The sequence below is a fragment of the Flammeovirgaceae bacterium SG7u.111 genome, assembly GCA_034044135.1.
In the GTDB taxonomy this organism is placed as follows: domain Bacteria; phylum Bacteroidota; class Bacteroidia; order Cytophagales; family Flammeovirgaceae.
Window position 1 is genome coordinate 2,678,378 of sequence record CP139021.1, and the last position, 20,101, is coordinate 2,698,478.

A 20,101-nucleotide genomic window follows, 5' to 3' on the forward strand; every position below is an offset into this window, starting at 1 on the left:
AGAGCTACTCTTTTTATATATTTGCAGATGCGATATTTCATACACTTAGGATTTGATGGCAGTAGCTACAGGGGTTAAAACAGATACGCCAAACACGGTTCAAGAAGTTGTAGAACAAACCCTTTCTCGGGTCTTCAAAAAAAGAGTGAGTGCTTACGGTTGCGGACGCACCGATGCTGGTGTTCACGCTAGCCAATATGTCATCCAAATCAATCTTGATGAAGCTCCAGCCTTCGATTTGAAATTTCGACTGAACAAAAATTTGCCCGATGGCATTGCTGTTTTTGAGATATTCGAAGTCGACGAAGATCACCATTGTCGGCACGATGCCGTGGCTCGCACCTACGACTACTTCATTCACTGGAACAAAGATCCCGCACTCATTCGCTACAGCTCCTTCTACGAAGATTTGACATTAGACTTCGACTTGATGAAAAAGGCTGCAGCTCTTATTCTCAAAACAAAGGACTTTAAACCGCTGTGCAAGCAACCAGATTCGTACAATAATACGCTGTGCAATGTGAGCAAATGTAAGTTGTTAGTCAATGAGGAACAGGGGCGATTGCGGTTCACCATCACCGGCAATCGATTTCTCCGAGGAATGGTCAGGGTTTGCGTGTTCTTTTTGTTGAAAGTAGGGAGTGGGGAAATATCTTTGAAGGAGTTTGGAGAAATTTTGAATCAGGAAAAAGAACTGAAAGGGCTCTTTATGAATTTACTTGAACGCTTATCTTTGTATTCAAAAAACGATGAATTTTCTATCTCAATTTAGTGACTTACTTCCTGTTCTACCACCTTTTGAGTTAGTTCTAGCAGAACGTGACGAGCCTAGCAACACCGTACATCTATATTTAGAGGTTCCACCTGAAGCTACCCCAAAAAAATGCTCTATTCATAGCTATTACGACCGTACCTGGGAACACTTAAAGCTTTTTCAATATCGCTGTTTTATCCATTGTAAGCTTCCTATATACAAAGATAGGGATACCGGTAAACTATCTAAGGCAGAGGTTTCCTTTTCTAGAGATTATTCGCGGTTCACACTTATGTTTGGGCAAGAAGTCATGCGTTTGATGCATATCCACCATTGTTTTACGGCAGTAGCCAGGACACTTGGCATTCGAGTCCAACGGGTTGAGCATATTTATCATCATTATACCCAACATCTTGAAGATGACTACTATAGTCAGCATACAGCCTCTAGGATTGCTTATGATGAAACCTCTACCCGTAAGGGACATGAATACATCACCAGCTTTTTTGATCTAGATACTTGGCAACTACCCGGTAGTTACGAAGGTAGATCTTCTGAATGTGTTGCCCGATTTAAGCAAGATCATCCCTATCCAGAAGCAGTAGAAGAAATTTCCATTGATATGTCCCCTGCCTTCATCAAGGGGGCCAAACAGTGTTTTCCACAGGCTAAGGTTACTTTTGACAAATGGCATGTGATCAAACTTCTCTACAAACATCTAGATCGACTTGGGGAAAAGGCTTATTGCTTTCAAGCTCAAATTGAACTATCAATGGAAAGGATAGGTGCTTTTTATCGGCAAGATCAATTTCAAGAGCTAAAAGCCCAACTGTGCTTCATTATGGACCTCGCCCAGGAAACCATGGAAACCAATCCGATCACTAAATCGATTAAAAGCCATTTTGATGGAATTGTTCAATACGCTCAATCTAAGATTAATAACGGTATCTTAGAGGGGCTCAATTCTAAAATTCAAATCATTAAACGGGTTGCTAGAGGGTTTCGGTCTAAAGACAACTTCATCAAGATGATTTACTTTGTATTTGCAAAATACCAGTTTCAAGTAAATTCATAAAGAACCACTGAAAGAGAAGATGCCTGCATTGCCAAATGGCCTTTTCCTGAGCAGGGTAGAGTATCCATTTGTGGAATTGAACGATTCGCATAATTTGATCAAGATGCTGAAAGTGTTCCTAACCGCTTAAAAAGTTGGGCTGGAGTAGTTGTAGCCTGCTACAAATTAACATATTGCCTAAAATTAAAAAATACCGCACCTACAGGGAGGTTTCATTCGTTTTTCCATCACAAAAAATACCACCTTTTTCATAAAAAAACACCCAAGGTTTCCTAGCGAAACCTTGGGTGTTTTTTTATATACAGCTTGTTTCTTCCTCACTATCATACCGTTCACTTTTATTTCGTACTTAAAAGTTGTTATTCAAGTATAAATCAATTTTCTTTGTATTCAAATATGAAAGATTGATTTATATATAAATATTTCACCATGATACAACTAAAAGGAATAACTTGGAATCACAGTAGGGGTTTTACGTCTATTGTAGCTTTGGCACAACGTTTTCATGAGCTTAATCCAGATGTGGAGATAGTGTGGGAAAAAAGGTCGCTTCAGGCATTTGCCGACGAACCTATCAATGAGTTGGCTAAGCGATACGATTTGTTGATTATCGACCATCCTTGGGCTGGTTTTGCTGCAAGAACTGGCGTAATTGTTCCTCTTGATAAACATTTACCAGCAGCCTATTTGGAAGACCTAGCAGAAAACAGTGTGGGAAAATCGTACGAGAGCTACGGATTTGAAGATCACCAATGGGCTTTGGCAATAGATGCGGCTACTCCCGTAGCAGCTAGTCGCCCCGATTTGTTAGAGAAGTTAGGGTTGAAATTGCCCCAAACTTGGGACGACCTTTTAGAGCTTGCAAAGAAAGGGTATGTAGCTATTCCGGGTATTCCTCAAGATACGCTCATGAGCTTTTACATGGTTTGCTCAACTTTGGGCGAAGATGTATGTACTACAAAAGACTATGTGGTTTCGGAAGAGATTGGTTTAAAAGCACTTGATATGCTTCAGGAGCTGGGGAAATATATAGCAGAGGAATCGTACCACTGGAACCCTATCAAGGTATATGAGGCAATGACCTTGTCAGACAAGTACTTGTATTCTCCATTTGCCTATGGATATACTAACTATTCCCGTGCAGGTTATGCGGATAAGTTCTTGAAATTCCACGATATGGTAAGCATAGACGGGCAAGGATTAATAAGTACGTTGGGCGGAACTGGGCTTGCTATTTCAGCCAACTGCCAGCATATGGATGTTGCAGCTAAATATGTAGAGTATGCGGGGCATCCTGATACTCAACGCACAATATTTTTTGATAATGGTGGTCAGCCGGGGCACAAAAAAGCTTGGTTAGATTCTCATACTAATTCCTTGACAAGTAACTTTTTTAAAGATACCTTGCCGGCCTTGGAGCGTTCGTTTTTGCGTCCAAGGTACCACGGCCATATGTTTTTCCAAGACAATGCCGGAGAGCCTATCCGACAGCTAATGATGAAAGGGGGCGATGCAAAGGCGGTTTTGGCTAAGCTTAATGATCTTTACCAGAAATCTTTGGAGAAATAATTTCCCCTTCAACCAAAATACATGTAAAATATGAAACCACTAGCAGGAATAACTGTCTTGGAATTCGCCCAGTTTATGGCAGGTCCTTCTGCTGGCTTAAAGCTAGCAGATTTGGGAGCAAGGGTGATAAAAATAGAGCGGCCGAATTCGGGGGAAGCAGGAAGACAAATTGCCATCAAAAACCTTTTTATAGGCAAGGATAGCTTGGTGTTCCACACCATCAACCGAAACAAAGAAAGCTATGCAGCCAACCTAAAAGATCCGGAAGACTTGGCAAAAGTAAAGCAGCTCATAGCCAAAGCGGATGTGATGACGCATAACTTTAGGCCCGGGGTGATGGAAAAAATTGGTTTGGATTACGATACGGTCCAAGCTCTCAACCCAAAAATAGTGTACGGCACGGTTACGGGCTACGGTACGAAAGGACCTTGGGCAAAAAAGCCTGGGCAAGACCTTTTGGTGCAGTCGCTTTCGGGGCTTAATTATTTGAGTGGAAATGCTGATAATGATCCTGTTCCCGCCGGACTTGCTACTTCCGATATGTTTACGGGAGCGCATTTGGTGCAGGGGATTTTGGCAGCGCTGATAGAGCGAGGCAGAACTGGAAAAGGATCGTTGGTGGAAGTAAGTTTGCTGGAGTCGACGCTCGATATCCAGTTTGAGCTACTTACAAGCTTTCTAAACAATGGGAACAAGCTTCCTAAAAGGGCGAAAAAAGGCAATGCCCATGTAGAGTTAGGCGCTCCTTATGGGGTTTACAAAACCAAAAACAGTCATATTTCCATTGCGATGGTTCCTTTGGAAAAACTAGCAGGGCTTATAGGTTTGGCGTTGCCAGAGGAGTTTAAAAATGAAGTGTCTCACTTTGAGAAACGTGATGAAATCATGGAGCTTTTGTCTTCTGTGTTTGTTCAAAAAGAAACAGAGGAATGGTTGGCTATTTTAGAACCGGCCGACATCTGGTGTGCTGCTATTTACGAGTACAAAGATATTTTGAACCACGAGGGCTTTAAGGTGCTAGAGATGGTGCAAGAAGTAGAAACGAGCGATGGCGAAGTGTTGAAAACGACTAGGTGTCCCATTAGGATTGATGGCGAGCGTTTGTATTCAAGAAAATCTGCCCCGAAAGTTGGGGAAGATACCGAAGCCATCAATAAAGAGTTTTTGTCGTAGAAATAAGGGGAAAAAATCATGTCAAAACCATTAGATAACATACTGATAGTTGACCTTAGCCAATTTCTTTCTGGTCCATCGGCTAGCCTTAGGCTTGCGGACTTGGGCGCAAGGGTCATCAAAATTGAAAAACCTGAGGTAGGGGATATTTGCAGGAGCTTATATGTTTCCAACCTCACTATCGATAGCGAATCGTCTATTTTCCATGCCATTAACCGGAACAAGGAAAGCTATGCCGCTGACCTCAAACAAGAGGAGGATAGGAAAAAAGTACTCAAGATCATAGAGAAAGCCGACGTGGTGATGCACAACTTTCGCCCTGGGGTTATTGAGAAGCTGGGCATGGATTACGATTCGGTGAAAGCTGTGAACCCAAGTGTGGTTTATGCTGATATAACGGGCTATGGCAAAGAAGGGCCTTGGAAAAACAAACCGGGCCAAGATTTGCTGGTGCAGTCGCTTTCAGGCCTTACGGGGCTGAGTGGGAATGCCGATGACGGACCTGTGCCTGTTGGCTTGGCCATTGTCGATTTGTTGGCCGGCGCTCATTTGGCGCAAGGAATTTTGGCTTGCCTAGTGCGCAAAGGAATAAACGGAGAAGGCGGTAGAGTAGAAGTGAGCATGTTGGAATCTATCATGGAATTCCAGTTTGAATCTGTCACTACTTTTTATAAGGACGGTGGCGAACCTACCCTTCGTACCAAAAGCAATAATGCACATGCCTATTTGGGTGCTCCTTATGGCGTGTACAAAACCCAAGATTCCTTCATGGCTTTGGCTATGGGGCAAATTCCGGTGTTGGGCAAGCTGCTTGGTTGCGATGCTTTGCTCCAGTACGAAGCTTTTGAAAGCTGGTTTACCCAACGAGATGAGATCAAAAATACCATTGCCGCTCATTTGCTCACGGGAACTACAGAAAAGTGGTTGAGCATTTTGGAGCCGGCTGATATTTGGTGCGCTAAAGTACTGAACTGGAAAGAGCTGATGGACGAAGAAGCATTTAAAGTGCTGGAAATGGTACAGGATATTAATTTAAAAAGCGGGACTACGTTCAAAACTACCCGTTGCCCTATTCGCATCAACGATGGGCTTTTCTTCTCTTCCAAAGGGTCTCCAAAGTTAGGTGAAGACAATGATGCTTTGGCTGCTGAATTTGGCTTGTAATCAGTAATCAATAGGCATAAAAAAAACGGGGTCGTTCCATCTTGGTGCGATCCCGTTTTATATTTTGAGAGAAGTTAGAGTCTGGAGGTTAGAAGTTAGAAAAAATCACCTTTTGAAGTTTTAATTCTTTCTAACCTCTATTTTCTAGTCTCTAACCTCAATTTATTAATACCTTTTCTTTTTCTTCAATTCGTAATTTGAGCTTTTGGATGCTTTTTGTATCTGTTTTTTCTGCTCGGCAGTATATCTCTTAATCTCATCCAGTTCGTCCAGGTATTTATTGCTCATGTTCATTTGGTCCTCCACTTCTTTATTGACCTTGATGCCTTTGGTAGATTCTTCAAAAAACAGCTTATTGCCTTCGAGTAGTTTTTTTGCCTTCTCATAATCGTTTCTGTCCACGGCTTTTACAGCTGCTTCAAATACATCATTAGAAAGGAAAAGAATCTTGTTGTTCGCTACTTTGGAGTTTAAAGATTCGTTATAAACCGTTGTGTTGTCAGTTGTGCCAAGTGTCAATTTTTTCTCTATCGTCTTTCGGTTATAACTGTTCAGTACATCGTCAAAAGTCAGTTTGGCTACTATTTCTAATTCATCTCCTTTCTCAATAGCCTTGTCTAAGCTCAGTTCCACTAATACCGCTTTCTTTTCCTCAGAAAACACATCGTTGAAATCTACTCTATAGGTAGCTCCGTCCTCTTTATAGTCAAAGCCCAAAAGCTTACTCATTTTTACAGGTGCACCTTCAAATGATAGCTCAAGAACTGAGTTTTGAGCTATTACCGATAACAGGCCATTTAATTCGGAATTGAATATTTCTGGGATTTTGTCCGGTTCTTCTATAAAATAGTAGTTCCCCTTGCCGTACTCTGCGAGGTTGGTCATTAAATCTTCGTTGTAGTCTAGGCCTACGCCAAAAGTAGAGAGAGCGATATGGTCGTTTTGGTATTTGTTGGCAACAATTTTTTGTAATTCTTCCATAAGGATGATACCGTGGTTGGCTAATCCATCGGAAAGTAGCAAAACTCTATTGACGCTGTGCTCGTCATAGTGTGTTTTTGCCTGTGCAAACCCTTCTAGCATTCGCTGAGGTTGGTAGAAGAGCCTGGCGTTAGCTTTTTCACTTTAGATTTCAGGATTTCCTTGTTCTCAATTTTGCCAGCTTTTTTGAGCACATCTACATCGGTGTCGTAGGTGACTATCGATAGGATATCATTTTCCTCCAAGTTGTCAATGATGATCTGACACGCTTGCTTTACATATTCCAACTTGTTTTCTGAACCCATAGAGCCACTTTTGTCTATTACGACGGCGAGGTTTAGCGGAGGTCTTTCTTTTTGGAGGTTGTCTTTAGCTCCTTCTAGCTCAATGTAGGCATACACTTTTTGGTTAGGAATTCCTTCAAGTAGGTGAGCGTATTCGGTATTGGCGGTTAATTTAACAGACTCTTGTGCCGAAGTGGTAATTGCGGCAAGGAACAAAAATAGAAGTGACAACAGATTTTTCATGGTCAGATAGGGTTTGTTGGAAATAGAATGAGTGGTCGGGTAGATGCAGGCGTGGAATTATTTTAAACGCAAACACCGTTCTTTTGTCGCTTTTTCAACAAAAAATAAGACTTTGGTTAGGTGCTGCTAATTCTCAAGCGTTCGGTTGTTAGTACCTAAGTTGTGGTTTAGGTAAACAAACTCTTTTAGTTACCTGTTCCGGTCCGGATAACTATCCTCTTACAAGCTGTCCTTAATAGTAGGCTTCATCACCCCAATAGCTTCGTTGATTTTATGAGCTGCATTTTTTACTTCTTTTACCAAAAAGTCGAGGGATTTTTCCTTGTCGGTGATATTTGAAAGTGAAGAAATAGCCAAAGCGGCATAAATCCCATGGTTGGCAGATCCGACCGGAGTGGCTATGTCGATCACTCCATGCGTTATTTCACTGTCCCTCATGTCGTAGCCTTTGGCTTTTACCTCCTCTAGTTGGTTCAAAAATGCTTTGCGCTGTTTTTGCGAAAGCGATACGAAGTCTTTAGTTCCTTCTAGCAGGTTTCCCCGTTGGGGGTCGGGCATAAATGCCAAAAGCACCCTGCCCGAAGTTGTTTTGTGCAAGGGGAATAAACTTCCTTCTTCTATGGAAAGCGAAACAGGTCCTGGGCTACGCGTCTGGGAAATGACCATCAATTTTTTATCGTACAAAATACCAATATGGCAAGACTGCTTGGTGGTGTTGGACAGCAATTCCATGATAGGTTTAGAGGCTTTTAAAAATTCATCTACTGGTGAATGTCTGTGGGAAAGTTGGTAGAGTTTTAAGGATAAAGAGAATTTCCCCGTAGCAGAATCCTTGTTCAAATACCCGCGCTCTTCTAGGCAAACTAGCATGCGGTAAATCTCATTGGGAGTTTTGTTGATCCCCTGCGATATTTCTATTTGAGACTGGGGCACAGCTATTTCCGATAAATATTCGAGAATATCTAGTCCTTTATCGAGTGCTGGGGTCATGTATTTTGCCATGTTCTTTCTTATTGGTTGTTATAAGTTATTTATCCTAAGGTTACCTCTTATGTGGGATTAAAATTGCTATGAGCGAATAAAAGTAAGGATTTATACGCAAACAAAAGTATTCAAAATTAAAAGAGCGTTGCATAGATGCTTTGCAGATAAAATTTGATATTCAAATATAAAAAATCAATTTATGGCTTTATATTTTAAATATGAAATAATATATTTACATATGAATAATAAAAAACGAAAATTGTAAATATGAAACATCATAGAATCTTTATTTTTTGTGGGCGATTTTGCCTGCTATTTTTATTGCTAAGCTCGGCAGTTTTGCCAACCCATGGGCAGGGCAAAGTTGTATTTGACCTTGGTGGAAACAACTGGCAAATGGAGGGTATCCGCCCTGGGGAAGGAGTGAAGCTCGGCTTCCACGATTTGCCTTACGATATTACAGGCGATGCGTTTAACTGGATTTATGCCAAAGTTCCGGGTGATGTATATACGGACCTTTGGAGGTCGGGCAGGATAGATGATCCGCATTTTGGGCGCAATAGCCTAAAAGCCAAATGGGTAACGGAGTTGGAGTGGTGGTATAAGCGCCAGTTCGATGTGCCCAAAGAAATGGAGGGCAAGAAAATTCAGTTGGTGCTGGAAGGTGTCGATTATGCTTGCGACGTGTTTTTTAATGGAGAGTTGCTTGGAACGCAAGAGGGAATGTTTTCTGTCAATAAGTACGACATTACCGACTTGGTGAGGTTTACCAGCCTGCGTTTTGGAACGAATGTATTGATGATCCGCCTGCACCCTGCGCCTCGTCGTTATAGCCAAGTTGCGGGAAGGAAGCCGGCATGGCACGGTGACTACTGGGTAAGTTTGCCGCCTACCGGAATCTGGAAGCCAGTGTACATTGAAGCAATGGGCGAAGTGACCATAGAAGATACCTATGTAAAGTCGGATATTAAGAAAGGTTCGGCAACGCTCGATGTTCAGGTAGAATTGAAAAATAGCGAAGCTAAAGCGCGCAATGTAGAGGTGAAGTTGGCGGTGAAGGGCAAAAACTTTGCATCGAAAACTTATACAGCTTCTGTGAAAAAAGAAATTGGAGGAGGAGAAACTACGGTCAATATTCCTGTTGAAATAAAGGATGCAAAGCTCTGGTGGCCTTGGGATTTGGGAGAGCAAAACCTTTACACCGTTACGGCTGAGGTTGTGGATACAAAAGATGGTTTCCAAGACAGCACCCAAACTACTTTTGGCATTAGAGAAGTAAAAATGGCGATGAACCCGGGCTTTACCAAAGACCAAGTTGAAAATCCTTGGACGGTGATGATCAACGGAAAAAGGCACTTTATGCGCTCGGCAACTTGGGGTGGCCCTCCAGATATTTTTATGGGCAGGGCACACAAATCGAAATACAAAGAATTGATCCGTTTGGCAAAAGAAGCTAATATAAACAACCTTCGTATTTTTGGATGGCACCCAGAAGAAATTCCTTATTTCTATGAGCTGTGCAACGAAGCGGGGATCACCGTGTGGCAAGATGTGTTGCCGTTGGCTAGTTTGTCATTGCCTGAGGATGAAGCCTTCAAAAAAGCAGTTTTCAAAGAAGCGATTAGCTCGGTAAAACAGCAGCGTAACAACCCTTCTATTGTTTTGTTGGAAGGTTCGGAAGAGTTGTTTATGACCGCGGCGAACCGCCCTTATAACCTGAAATTCGTACAGGAACTTGGCGAGGCTATTCGTCCTTATCACGAACTTCATTATTTGCCATCTTCTCCGCTTAGCGATGAAGTAGGGCAGAGCTTGGGCTTCAAACCAAATGAAAGTTACCACGCCAACGATTTGTTTTACGGCGAGGGCCAGATGGTGATGGAAGATTATTTCCCAAGCCTCGACTATGCCGTTATTCCCGAACTAGCTATTTCTTCTTGCCCTAATATAGAAAGCATCAAAAAGTTCATTCCCGAAGATGAGCTATGGCCTCCTGGTCCAAGTTGGGGACATCACTGGACAGATTTTGATGTGTTCCGCACGCTGAACTACGAAGTGCTTGGCACGCAGGCAACGGGATCGATAGAAGAATTTGTAGATGCTACCCAAGTGGCGCAAGGTACTATTTTCCAATATGCCCTTGAGCATTTCAGGCAGCGCAAACCCAAAACCAGTGCGATCACTATTTGCCATTACATGACCTTCGCACCTGATATGAAATGGGGAATAGTTGATTATTATCAGGAAACTAAAAAGTCTTTCTACTACGTGCAGCGTGCTTTCCAGCCATTGTTGGTGAGCTTGGCGTACAACAAACGTCGCTGGATGCCAGGTGAAGAATTTGAGGCAAAACTATGGGTGGTCAACGATTATTTTGAAGACTACAAAAACTGCAAAGTAGAGATCAAATTCTTCGATAAAGACAAGAAAGAGATCAAAACAGAAACGGTTGATATCAAGCAGATAAAAGGCGATAGCTCAGAAGAGTTCGGTACGGTTTCTTGCAAAACTCCCGGTGCTCTTGGCGATAAGTTCTATGTGGAATTGGCTTTGGTAGATGGAAGCGGAAAAGAACTTTCGGCAAACGAATATATGCTGATGGTGGCTGATCAGGAAAAAGAACTGGCTGAAATAAAGGCGATAGGAGAAGAAGCGATGAAAGCGAAGCAAAAGTATGGTTGGGCAAATTATTATCGCTATTTTAAAGGATTGGGCGGTGAAGACGGTGTAGAAGAAGCGGATGAGAAAATGCCAATAGCCAACGGTTTTGAAGAAAAAGAATAAACATCTTTCCCAAGCTCGGGCAAAAACCCGAGCTTGGGAAACTCAATAAATAAACCAATGAACAACGAACAAGTAATAACGCTTTCTAAGGAGAATAGGGTAGGTTATGTAACCATCAACCGACCCAAAGCCAATTGCTACGAAATCAACTTCATGAAGCAGCTTATCGACTGCGTGGCTCAGGCAAATGCCGATGCCGAAGTGAAGGTGATTGTGGTGGACAGTGCCCTTGACCGATTCTTTTCAGCAGGTGCAGACATCAAGGTGTTCGAAGCAAATACTGAAGAGGAGAACAAGGAAATGGTAGAGCATGCCCGCCTAGCGGCAAACAGCTTGGCGGAAAGTAAAAAGCTAACTATTGCAGCTATAAATGGTCATGCGCTGGGCGGAGGCTTAGAGCTGGCTATGGCTTGCGACATTCGCCTAGCGGCGGAAGGAAGCTATTTCTTAGGCTTACCAGAGATTAAGCTTGGACTTATTCCGGGCAATGGCGGCACGCAGCGATTGATTCGCCTTATTGATAAGAGCAAGGCTTTGGAGTTGCTGGTAACAGGCGATAATATCTCTCCAGGCCAGGCTTACGACTACGGCTTGATCAACCATCTTTACGGAAAAGAAGAGTTTAAGGAAAAGGTAAAAGCCTATGCCGAAAAACTTGCAGAAGGACCTGTGGAAGCTATGGCTGCCATAAAAGTGTGTGTGAACAGAGGGTTGGAAAAAAACTTGGAAGATGGGCTAAAACTGGAAGAGGAAATGGTTGCTCCGCTATACAGTACCGACGACGCTTTGGAAGGGAACAAGGCTTTTGTGGAAAAAAGGAAGCCAGTTTTTAAATAAGAAAACATCACAAAAAAACATCCTTATCTATGGACTCAATAAAACATTATAATTGCTACATAAACGGTGAGTGGATTGAGAAAAGCTCAGGGACACTCATAGAGGTGGAAAACCCTGCAAACGGGGAAGTCATTGCGACTTTGTACGAAAGTACTCCTGAAGAAGTCCAACTCGCTTTGGAGACTTCCGAAAAAGCCCAATTGAAATGGCAAGAGACTACTGCCCAGGAACGGGCGAATTACCTCCTTGCCATCTGCGATAAACTGAAAGAAGAGCGCGAGCATTTTGCCAAACTCCTAGTAATGGAACAGGGGAAAACCCTCGCCGAAGCTTTTGGAGAAGTAGATGATACTGTTAGGTATTTGAGTTACTCGGCTGAGGCAGCTCGCCGCATTAGTGGAAATATTTTCTATTCGGATAAGCCTGATGAGCAGCTCAGTATTCACAAAGTTCCTTATGGCGTAACGGTTGGTCTCATGGCTTTCAATTATCCTTTGGCGCTCATTGGACGTAAAGTTGGTCCGGCGTTGGTTACTGGAAATACGATGGTGATCAAGCCTTCGGAGCTTACGCCTTTCACCGCCTCGGAGTTTTGTAGGTTGGTAGATGAAGTAGGCTTGCCCAAAGGGGTAATCAACATGGTAGTAGGTTACGGTGCCTCCGTAGGTGCTCAGTTGGTCGAAAGTCCTATCACAAAGTTGGTTTCGATGACGGGTAGCACTAGGGCAGGGCAGGCTATTTACAAAACTGCGTCTCAAAATGTTGCGGGCTTGGTGTTGGAACTTGGCGGAAAAGCGCCTTTCATTGTGATGGAAGATGCGGAAATTGACGTGGCGGTAGAGGCGGCGGCTATCTCTCGCTATGCCAACTGCGGGCAAGTGTGTATTTGCAACGAAATGGTATTTGTGCACGAGAAAGTAGCTGATGAGTTCACTGAGAAGCTGATTGAGCGTGTGAAAAAAATTAAAGTAGGCGACCCAATGACCAACGTGGATATGGGCCCTAACGTGAGCAAGGTCGGGCTTGAGCGGATAGACCAGATTGTGAAGAAGAACGTGACCCAAGGAGCGGAGCTGATCATGGGTGGTGGAAGACCAGAAGGGAAGATGTTTGAAAAAGGAAACTGGTATGCGCCTACTGTTTTGACTGGAGTGAAAAATGACCATGAAACCGTTCAGAACGAAATATTCGGACCTATTCTGCCTATCCTCAAAGTATCGGATTACGAAGAAGCATTGGGAATGCTGAACAGTAGGGAAGAAGGACTTTCTGCCTATTTGTACACGCAAAACCACAAGCGCATCATGCGTTCTATCCAAGAAATGCAGGTGGGGACGATCTTCATCAACAAGCAAATAGTTGGGTACATCCAAGGCTACCACTCTGGGCACAAAACCAGTGGGCTAGGAGGGGAAGATGGTATTTACGGCATCGAGAACTACTTGCAGAAGAGAACTATTTACATGAACTACAAATAGTAGTAGTTGCTCAACAATCTTCATTATCTAAGAATATACGGTTCTTTTTGAGGTCTTGAATACATGCGATTAGAGGCTAGAGGTTGGAAGTTAGAAAAGGAAAAACTTCTGACTTCCGACCTTGCCAGACTTCATTGCGTTTGCTTTTCTAGCCTCTAGCATCCAACCTCTAACCTCTTTAAAAAAGAGGACTTTATTAGGCAAGTACTTCAAGTGTTTCATTAGAGAACCAGTAAAATATAAATTATATGGGAATAGGTATCTTTTGGGTTTTATTCGCCGCGGTATTACTGGGTTTTTATGCATTGCCTAGTAAGTACACGAAGAATTATGAGATAGAAAATGTATGGGGGACTTTCTGGTTTTTAGCCATGTTTGTTGTTCCCATAGCATCAACTGCTCTGTTGGTAAACGGTGCGGCTGATACATTCAAACAAGTGCCAGTGGATATACTTTTGCTGGTGATAGGGCTGGGGGGGGTATGGGGAGTTGGTAATCTTTTGTGGGGAATCAGCATTGCTAAAATTGGGATGGCTTTGGGCTTTTCTTTGCTCATTGGAGTGGCCACGCTTTCTGGAACTTTGTTACCATTTTTTATGGGTGGAGGAGTTGAAAAGCTTTCTACACCGGGCGGAATGGTAATTCTTGCGGGAGTGTTTGTGATCATGCTCGGGATTATGGCCAATGGAAAAGCAGGCCTACTTCGAGAAAAGGCTGAAAATGAAGGAAAACAAGATGCATCATCGAGCGCAAATATGCGCATTGGAATCATTCTGTGTGTGATCGGTGGTATTAGTGCAGCAGGGTTTAATCTAGCCTATTTCATTGCAGATTCCATGGGGAACATTGGGGCGATATCTCAAGAGCAATTTGGAAATCCGCCTTGGGTTGCCCGCCTTGCGGTGATGCTTCCGGCATTTGTGGGAAGTGGAATTACTACGGTTGGCTATTTTGCCACTGACCTTTCCAAGAAAAAAAGCTGGGGGAATTTTACCCAAAAAGAAAGTGGGAGAAATATTTTCCTTTTGCTCATCATGTCAATTGTCTACTGTGGCTCTCTGATTATTTATGGGCTGGGGGCATACGAGTTGGGCGAGTTAGGCACTTCTGTTGGCTTTGCCATTTTCCAAACGGGCTGCATCATTGTAGCGAATTTGCTGGGCGTGTTCACGGGTGAGTGGAAACAAGCTGGAAAGACAAGTCAGGCATGGTTGGTCGGTGGGCTGGCCGTCATGGTCATAGGAATCATCATTGTAGCCTATGGCAATTCTATAAGTTAATTGATAATGTTTTCTGGAAGGTAGGTCAGGGAATTATTTATCGTGTTAAAAGAAGCTTATTCCAAAGTCTTTCAAATAATAAAAAAGATAGTTGTCGGTTTTTGTTGAACTATGTTTATTTTTGCCTATCAAGTAGAAACAAAATATAGAAAACATATAATCTAAAATCATGGAACTAGCCGCACAAGTATTTTTTGTTGTTCTTTTGGTAGCAGCATTCATTATTGGAGGTAAACTAGCAGGAGAAGAGAAAAAACGCATCGACTCGAAGTAGTTTTGTCTTCCAAGCAAGGGGATTTAACAGCCATAGCCTTTAAAAGCTATGGCTGTTTTTTTATTTAATTTCTGAATAGCTTAATTTACATAATAATAAGCTATACTTTGCTACACCAAGGAATAGAAGATACTTACTCGAACTTACAAGCATGTCGAAATATCTAACTCAACTGCTGAAATACCAGTTTGTACTGGTTTTTATATACCTGTTCATTATAGGTGCTGCAACTACAGCAGGTGCCCAATTTATTATCGAAGTAGATGATATAAGCTATTCGGTAAGCACACCTCGGAAGGCAGTTATTTCTCACCTTGGGTATTTGGAAAAGTCCAATTTCTATCCCCCTATTGCATCTCAAACCCTTTATGCTCCAGAAATGTCGTTGGGCAAGAAAATAAACCTCATCATAAAACTAAAGCAGATTTTCCAAGAAATAGGGTATTTGCAGGTGTATGATATTCCTGATAGAAGGAATTACAACGATGCGGATAGGAAACGTAAATATGTATTGTTTGAAGCCTATCCCTCTATTTATTTGGAAAAAGTAGACGGGGATTGGCTCTATTCCCAAGAAACGGTACTGGCAATCCAGCAAATCCATGATAAGTTATTTGCAACATCACCGCCAAAGGTTGTGAAAAAGGCTTCGGAGGCTTCGGCTGAAGTTACTCAAAAAGGGAAGTCGGAAAAAAACACAGTGGTGGTTGATGAGGGAGATCCCCTAGATTTGGAATCGGAAGAGGTGGTGAAAGAGCTTAAAAAGCTGGAAAAAAAGTACGAAGATGAGCTGAGCGAGGCTGATGTATCGTTGGATTACAAATTTAGCACGGCTACTCCTTTCAATACCATCATGTCCTTGGACTATTTCTTATCGGAAACGAGTTTTAGGCCTACTTTAGCAGGAAAAACGCTTGCCGGTAATCTTCCAGAAGAGCAAAAAATTATTTTGAGTATAAAACTCAAGCAAATTTTGGAAGGCAGGGGGGTGGTACTGAGGTACGATAAAATTCCCAAAGATGCTAATTTTCAAGACACACTTTCTAGTAATGCATCTGGGCAAAAAAAGTATGTGATATCCAATATTTTACCTGAAGTTTACCTTGAAAAAGTTGGGGATGAATGGTTGTTCTCCAACCACACCGTAAAGTTGATTCCTAGAATGCACAGTTCGGTGTATTTGCTTGGTACCGACTTGCTAGAAACATTTGTTTCATTCATCCAAAAATATTTAGGAACCAATATTTATACTTCATTCAGCAAAACATTTTGGAAAGATGTTGGCTTCGGGCTGTTTATCTTTAGTGGGTTGCTCGTTTTTTGGGTGTTAAAATTGATTTTCTTCCTTCTTAACAAAGTAGTGTTTAAGGATAAAGATAAACGAGCCCAGTTTTCTAAGTTTACACTTTCACTTTGCTATACGCTGAGCATCATGCTCTTTGTGTACTTAATTCCTTCCATTGGCTTGCATGCGGAAACACTGGTAACCTCAGTGCTAATTGCAAAATTGATGTCCCTGCTTTTTTCTACAAACACCCTATTTAGGTTGGTGGATTTTGTAGTGTTTTTTATTCTTCAAAAAGCACATGATTCGCCCAGTAAATTGGCAGCGGACTCCAAAGGACTTACGCCTTTCATAGGTATTTTTCTCAAAATTATAATTTTCTTTGGAGCGGTTATTTTACTGTTCAGGATCTTGAATGTGGATACCACGAAAATGCTTACTGGACTTTCCATAGGTGGTTTGGCAGTAGCTTTAGCAGCGCAAGAATCCATCAAGAACTTTATCGGCTCTATCATGATCTTTTTAGATCGTCCTTTCAAAGTGGGGGATTTTGTCCGCTTTGGCACCAACTTAGGAACTATTGAAAACATTGGGCTGCGTTCCACCCGCATCCGTACTCCAGAGCACTCGCTTATTTCCGTTCCCAATGGAAACCTGATCAATATGGACCTGAACAACTTGGGAATGAGGCAATACCGTAGGTACAAGACCCTGATCAGGTTGGGCTATGACACGCCGCTCAAAAAGGTGAACAAGTATGTAGAGTCGCTCAGGAAAATGGTGGAAGAGCATCCGAAAACGCGAAAAGATGTGTACCACATTTATATGCATGAACTAGGAAAGTACTCGCTCGATGTGCTTTTTTATATCTATTTTGAAGTGCCAGAATATGGCGACGAGCTTGCGTGTAGGCAGGAAATGATCCAAAAAATCATCCGCCTTGCCGAGAAACAAGATATCAAGTTTGCCATCCCCCAAGTGGCATCGAGCCTGGATGATGGGCAAGCTTAGATTTCCAGCAGCAGCCCAAAGTCGGACGGTTCGTTGGTAAAGGGTTTTTTGGGATTCAGTACATCCCTCACAAACAAGCCAAGAAACTTCTCCACATAGGCACAAAAATCATCTATTTCCGTAGGCTCATCCGCTAGTTTGTAAACTTGAAAACCTGAGGAAAGCTTGCGGAAAAAGTAGAACCCGGAAAGGACTTCCATACCGCTGCCCACTGGGGGTAGGTGAGGGGTTTCCCCTTTTTGCTGCGCCTTTATCAGCAAGTATTTGTAGAGCAACAGCTGCACTATTTTCTCCTTGCTATGGTCGAGCAGAAGGTCTTCCATACACGAAGCCTTAAGCTGAGCGGGTTGGAAAGTACCTGTTTTGTAATCTACTATGCGTATGGCATCTCCGCAGATATCAATGCGGTCAGCCTTGCCTGTAATCCTGAATGGAACTTCTCTGCCATCGTGCAGCTTCACCATAATGGTATGGTCATAGAAAGTCTCTTGGGCAATGAGGAAAAATGGCTTCTCATCTTCCTTTTGTTGCTCAAAGAATTTGTCTATCAGTCGCTCGGCAACTTTGTAGAGCATAAAGTTCCTACCGCTGTCTACCACTATTTGCCCCATTTCTTGCCTTATCACCTCCATCATGGTTTGGTGTAGCAATTCCCTGTTTTCGGACAAGCTTTCAATTACTTTTGCATCCACATTTTTGCCAATGGAAGGCATCAGCAGTCTGTCCAGCGTTTCGTGGATGAGCGTGCCGAAGCTTCGGGCATCTAGGTTTTCTTCTATCTCCTCCGTTTCTTGCAATTTCATGATGCTCCGCAGCAAAAACTCCAAGGGATTGCGGATGTAGCTGTTGATAGCCGAAGGGCTTCGTCCTTTCACAAAAGCAGCTTCTACCATTTTGATGATGGCTTCGTCTTTTTCCATACTGCGGATATTATCCACCGGAACGGGCAATTGGGGAGGCAAGCTGATCTTGTCGACCACCAAGCGTTCGTCTTTTTCTATTTGGGTGAGAAAACGGCTTTTTTCCCCCGAAGTGCTCATGTCGCTAGCTTCCGAATAGATCAGCGTGATGGTTTTTGCCTTGTGGAAAAGGCGGTAAAAAGTGTAGGCAAACGAAGAATCATTTTCCTTGTAGGTCGGGAGGTTGAAGAGCTTTCTTATGTCGAAAGGGATAAGCGAATCTAGGATTTTCCCTTGGGGGAAAGCTCCTTCGTTGCACGAGAGGATGATCACATTTTCGAAGTCCAGCGAGCGACTTTCCAGTGTACCCATCACTTGCACCGGACCAAGTGGTTCGCCCGTAAACGGCACACTCATGCTCTTGAACTGCTCGGTGAGGAACTGCCTAAACGTCTTCACCGAAATCTTTTCCTCTTCGGCTAAAAGGATGTTTTTAAGTTTATTCAGCGTGGTGTAAAATTGGAGCAAAAACTCCAACTCCAAGGCATTTTTATCTTTATCAAATTCTTGGTAAAGCAGCTCTATCAATTGCTCGAAGTAAGCGATAGCCTTCTCCGTTTTCCCGCCCCAGCTTATAAATAACTGCTCAAACACGTCATCGTTTTCAGTGTTTTCAGCCAGCCATTTTTCGCTGATATACACCCGTTTGTCTTTCTGAATCTTCTGTTGGGTTTCGAGGTTGAGGGTTTCCTTTCCTTCCATAAACTGCACGTACGGATGGCGGATGAGCCTGAGCACATCTTTGTGGTAAAACACCGCGCCATTTTTATGGTCTTTGAGGTTTTGCTGCAACAAAAACACGCTCTCAATCAGCGAGTGGAGCGGGGAATATTGCATGGAAAAACCCATGGTCACGTTCACAAAATCAGCAGCGGTGATGTATTTGCCAAGCGTTGAATCTTGCCATTCGGGAAGGGAATGGAGTAGGGGAAAGAGCATGGTTTCATCGGGGAGGAGGATCGCCGTGTCGTTGATCTTATCTTTGAAGGCATCGAAAGTGCCCTCTGCCACATAGCCTTTGAGCTGATTTTCCAGCAGCTTGCCCGCAACCTTGGCTTGGTTGAGCCTGTCTCCCGCATTCAATATTTGGATCTTTGGCTGATTGCCCAAAATTTCATTTCTTCTAAAGCTATAATCTTCTGGCAGCCAACGCTTCACGAAGTTTCGGATGTAATCGCCCGCCTCGTGGTTGGGGTTGTCCATGTAATACCGGTCCGAGTCCCAGTAGGAAACCGCCTTTCCATCTTGCACCAGTTTTTGTATCAGGTGCTCTTCCACCACCGTGAGCTGGAAAAATCCGGCAAAGATGATCTTTTTGTAATCAAAGTTTTTGAGCCTTTCGTCAATGTTTTCGTACACCAGTCGGTACGCCAATCCGCTATACGCTTTATTCTCCGAAAGGAGTTTTTGGCGGTAATCGAAATACGTCTTGGTCAGGAACTTCCAAAAGTTGAAGAAGTCTTTGAGGGAAGAACTTTCTTTTAGTTCGAAAGGCTTGCCCAGTTCCTCCGCCCAGCGCTCCACCGCCTTGGTTTCCTCCAGCGTTTCAAACAGCTTTTTGGCTTGTGGGAAGCTAAGGTTCTTGTCAATAAGGCTAAAGTCTTTCAGGATCTGCCCGCCGAGGGGAATGAACTGCTCCAAGGTATGGTCTTCGGCTTGGTCAAATTTTCTGTACGACTGGTACAGTTCAAACAGCAAACTGAGGTAATCCGTCACCTGCAAATCGCTGAGGCGGTGCACAAAATCATCCATCGACTGCACCGTAGGCGCAATCATGTCCTTCTGGGCAATCTCCGCCAAGTAATTTTTGAAATACAAGCTCGCCCTTCGGGAAGGAAGAACCACGCAGAGCTTGTAGGTATCTTCTCCGTGTTCTTCATACAACGCTTGGGCAAGTTCTTTCAAAAATGTGGACATCGGCAACAGTTAATGGTTCGCCCAAATATCGGTGGAAAGGTTGGGAAAT

General features: G+C 43.1%; 14 protein-coding genes. 10 read left to right on the forward strand and 4 right to left on the reverse strand.

The window, feature by feature from the left end; genetic code table 11:
- The first annotated feature begins 55 nt into the window (after positions 1-55).
- The 5 genes from R9C00_10375 to R9C00_10395 all read left to right on the forward strand — a co-directional run bounded on the left by R9C00_10375 (position 56) and on the right by R9C00_10395 (position 5,735).
- On the forward strand, positions 56-772 hold the full coding sequence (locus R9C00_10375) for a tRNA pseudouridine(38-40) synthase TruA (GenBank protein ID WPO37858.1): 717 nt from the start codon (positions 56-58) through the stop codon (positions 770-772).
- Positions 750-1,829: a transposase gene (locus tag R9C00_10380; GenBank protein WPO37859.1), complete on the forward strand. Its 1,080-nt coding sequence runs from the start codon at positions 750-752 to the stop codon at positions 1,827-1,829. The genes R9C00_10375 and R9C00_10380 overlap by 23 nt, the downstream gene beginning before the upstream one ends.
- A 429-nt stretch (positions 1,830-2,258) precedes the next feature.
- Positions 2,259-3,398 carry an extracellular solute-binding protein gene (locus tag R9C00_10385; protein WPO37860.1) on the forward strand — a complete coding sequence of 380 codons (1,140 nt, stop codon included), beginning with the start codon at positions 2,259-2,261 and terminating at the stop codon, positions 3,396-3,398.
- A 30-nt stretch (positions 3,399-3,428) separates the two neighbouring features.
- Complete coding sequence (locus R9C00_10390) at positions 3,429-4,571, forward strand: CaiB/BaiF CoA-transferase family protein (protein WPO37861.1); 1,143 nt, start codon at positions 3,429-3,431, stop codon at positions 4,569-4,571.
- An 18-nt stretch (positions 4,572-4,589) separates the two neighbouring features.
- Positions 4,590-5,735 carry a CaiB/BaiF CoA-transferase family protein gene (locus R9C00_10395; GenBank protein ID WPO37862.1) on the forward strand — a complete coding sequence of 382 codons (1,146 nt, stop codon included), beginning with the start codon at positions 4,590-4,592 and terminating at the stop codon, positions 5,733-5,735.
- Positions 5,736-5,900: 165 nt separating this feature from the next.
- On the opposite strand, the gene R9C00_10400 is transcribed toward R9C00_10395, so the two are convergent.
- The 3 genes from R9C00_10400 to R9C00_10410 all read right to left on the reverse strand — a co-directional run bounded on the left by R9C00_10400 (position 5,901) and on the right by R9C00_10410 (position 8,245).
- The gene (locus R9C00_10400; protein ID WPO37863.1) at positions 5,901-6,818 is read right to left on the reverse strand and encodes a VWA domain-containing protein; all 918 of its coding nucleotides are present in this window, start codon (positions 6,816-6,818) and stop codon (positions 5,901-5,903) included.
- The gene (locus tag R9C00_10405) at positions 6,812-7,243 is read right to left on the reverse strand and encodes a VWA domain-containing protein (protein WPO37864.1); all 432 of its coding nucleotides are present in this window, start codon (positions 7,241-7,243) and stop codon (positions 6,812-6,814) included. The genes R9C00_10400 and R9C00_10405 overlap by 7 nt, the downstream gene beginning before the upstream one ends.
- Before the next feature lie 219 nt (positions 7,244-7,462).
- Positions 7,463-8,245: an IclR family transcriptional regulator gene (locus R9C00_10410; GenBank protein WPO37865.1), complete on the reverse strand. Its 783-nt coding sequence runs from the start codon at positions 8,243-8,245 to the stop codon at positions 7,463-7,465.
- A 249-nt stretch (positions 8,246-8,494) separates the two neighbouring features.
- Here R9C00_10410 and R9C00_10415 point away from each other — a divergent pair, with 249 nt between their 5' ends.
- The 5 genes from R9C00_10415 to R9C00_10435 all read left to right on the forward strand — a co-directional run bounded on the left by R9C00_10415 (position 8,495) and on the right by R9C00_10435 (position 17,176).
- Complete coding sequence (locus R9C00_10415; protein WPO37866.1) at positions 8,495-11,011, forward strand: hypothetical protein; 2,517 nt, start codon at positions 8,495-8,497, stop codon at positions 11,009-11,011.
- A gap of 57 nt (positions 11,012-11,068) precedes the next feature.
- Positions 11,069-11,848, forward strand: a complete 780-nt coding sequence (locus tag R9C00_10420; GenBank protein WPO37867.1) for an enoyl-CoA hydratase-related protein — start codon at positions 11,069-11,071, stop codon at positions 11,846-11,848.
- 29 nt (positions 11,849-11,877) lie between these two features.
- Positions 11,878-13,326, forward strand: a complete 1,449-nt coding sequence (gene aldA, locus R9C00_10425) for an aldehyde dehydrogenase (GenBank protein ID WPO37868.1) — start codon at positions 11,878-11,880, stop codon at positions 13,324-13,326.
- A gap of 248 nt (positions 13,327-13,574) precedes the next feature.
- Positions 13,575-14,606, forward strand: a complete 1,032-nt coding sequence (locus tag R9C00_10430) for an L-rhamnose/proton symporter RhaT (protein ID WPO37869.1) — start codon at positions 13,575-13,577, stop codon at positions 14,604-14,606.
- Between the two features lie 425 nt (positions 14,607-15,031).
- The gene (locus tag R9C00_10435; GenBank protein ID WPO37870.1) at positions 15,032-17,176 is read left to right on the forward strand and encodes a mechanosensitive ion channel family protein; all 2,145 of its coding nucleotides are present in this window, start codon (positions 15,032-15,034) and stop codon (positions 17,174-17,176) included.
- On the opposite strand, the gene R9C00_10440 is transcribed toward R9C00_10435, so the two are convergent.
- Complete coding sequence (locus tag R9C00_10440; protein WPO37871.1) at positions 17,173-20,052, reverse strand: PD-(D/E)XK nuclease family protein; 2,880 nt, start codon at positions 20,050-20,052, stop codon at positions 17,173-17,175. The two genes, R9C00_10435 and R9C00_10440, sit on opposite strands and share 4 nt — an antisense overlap.
- Positions 20,053-20,101: the final 49 nt, after the last annotated feature.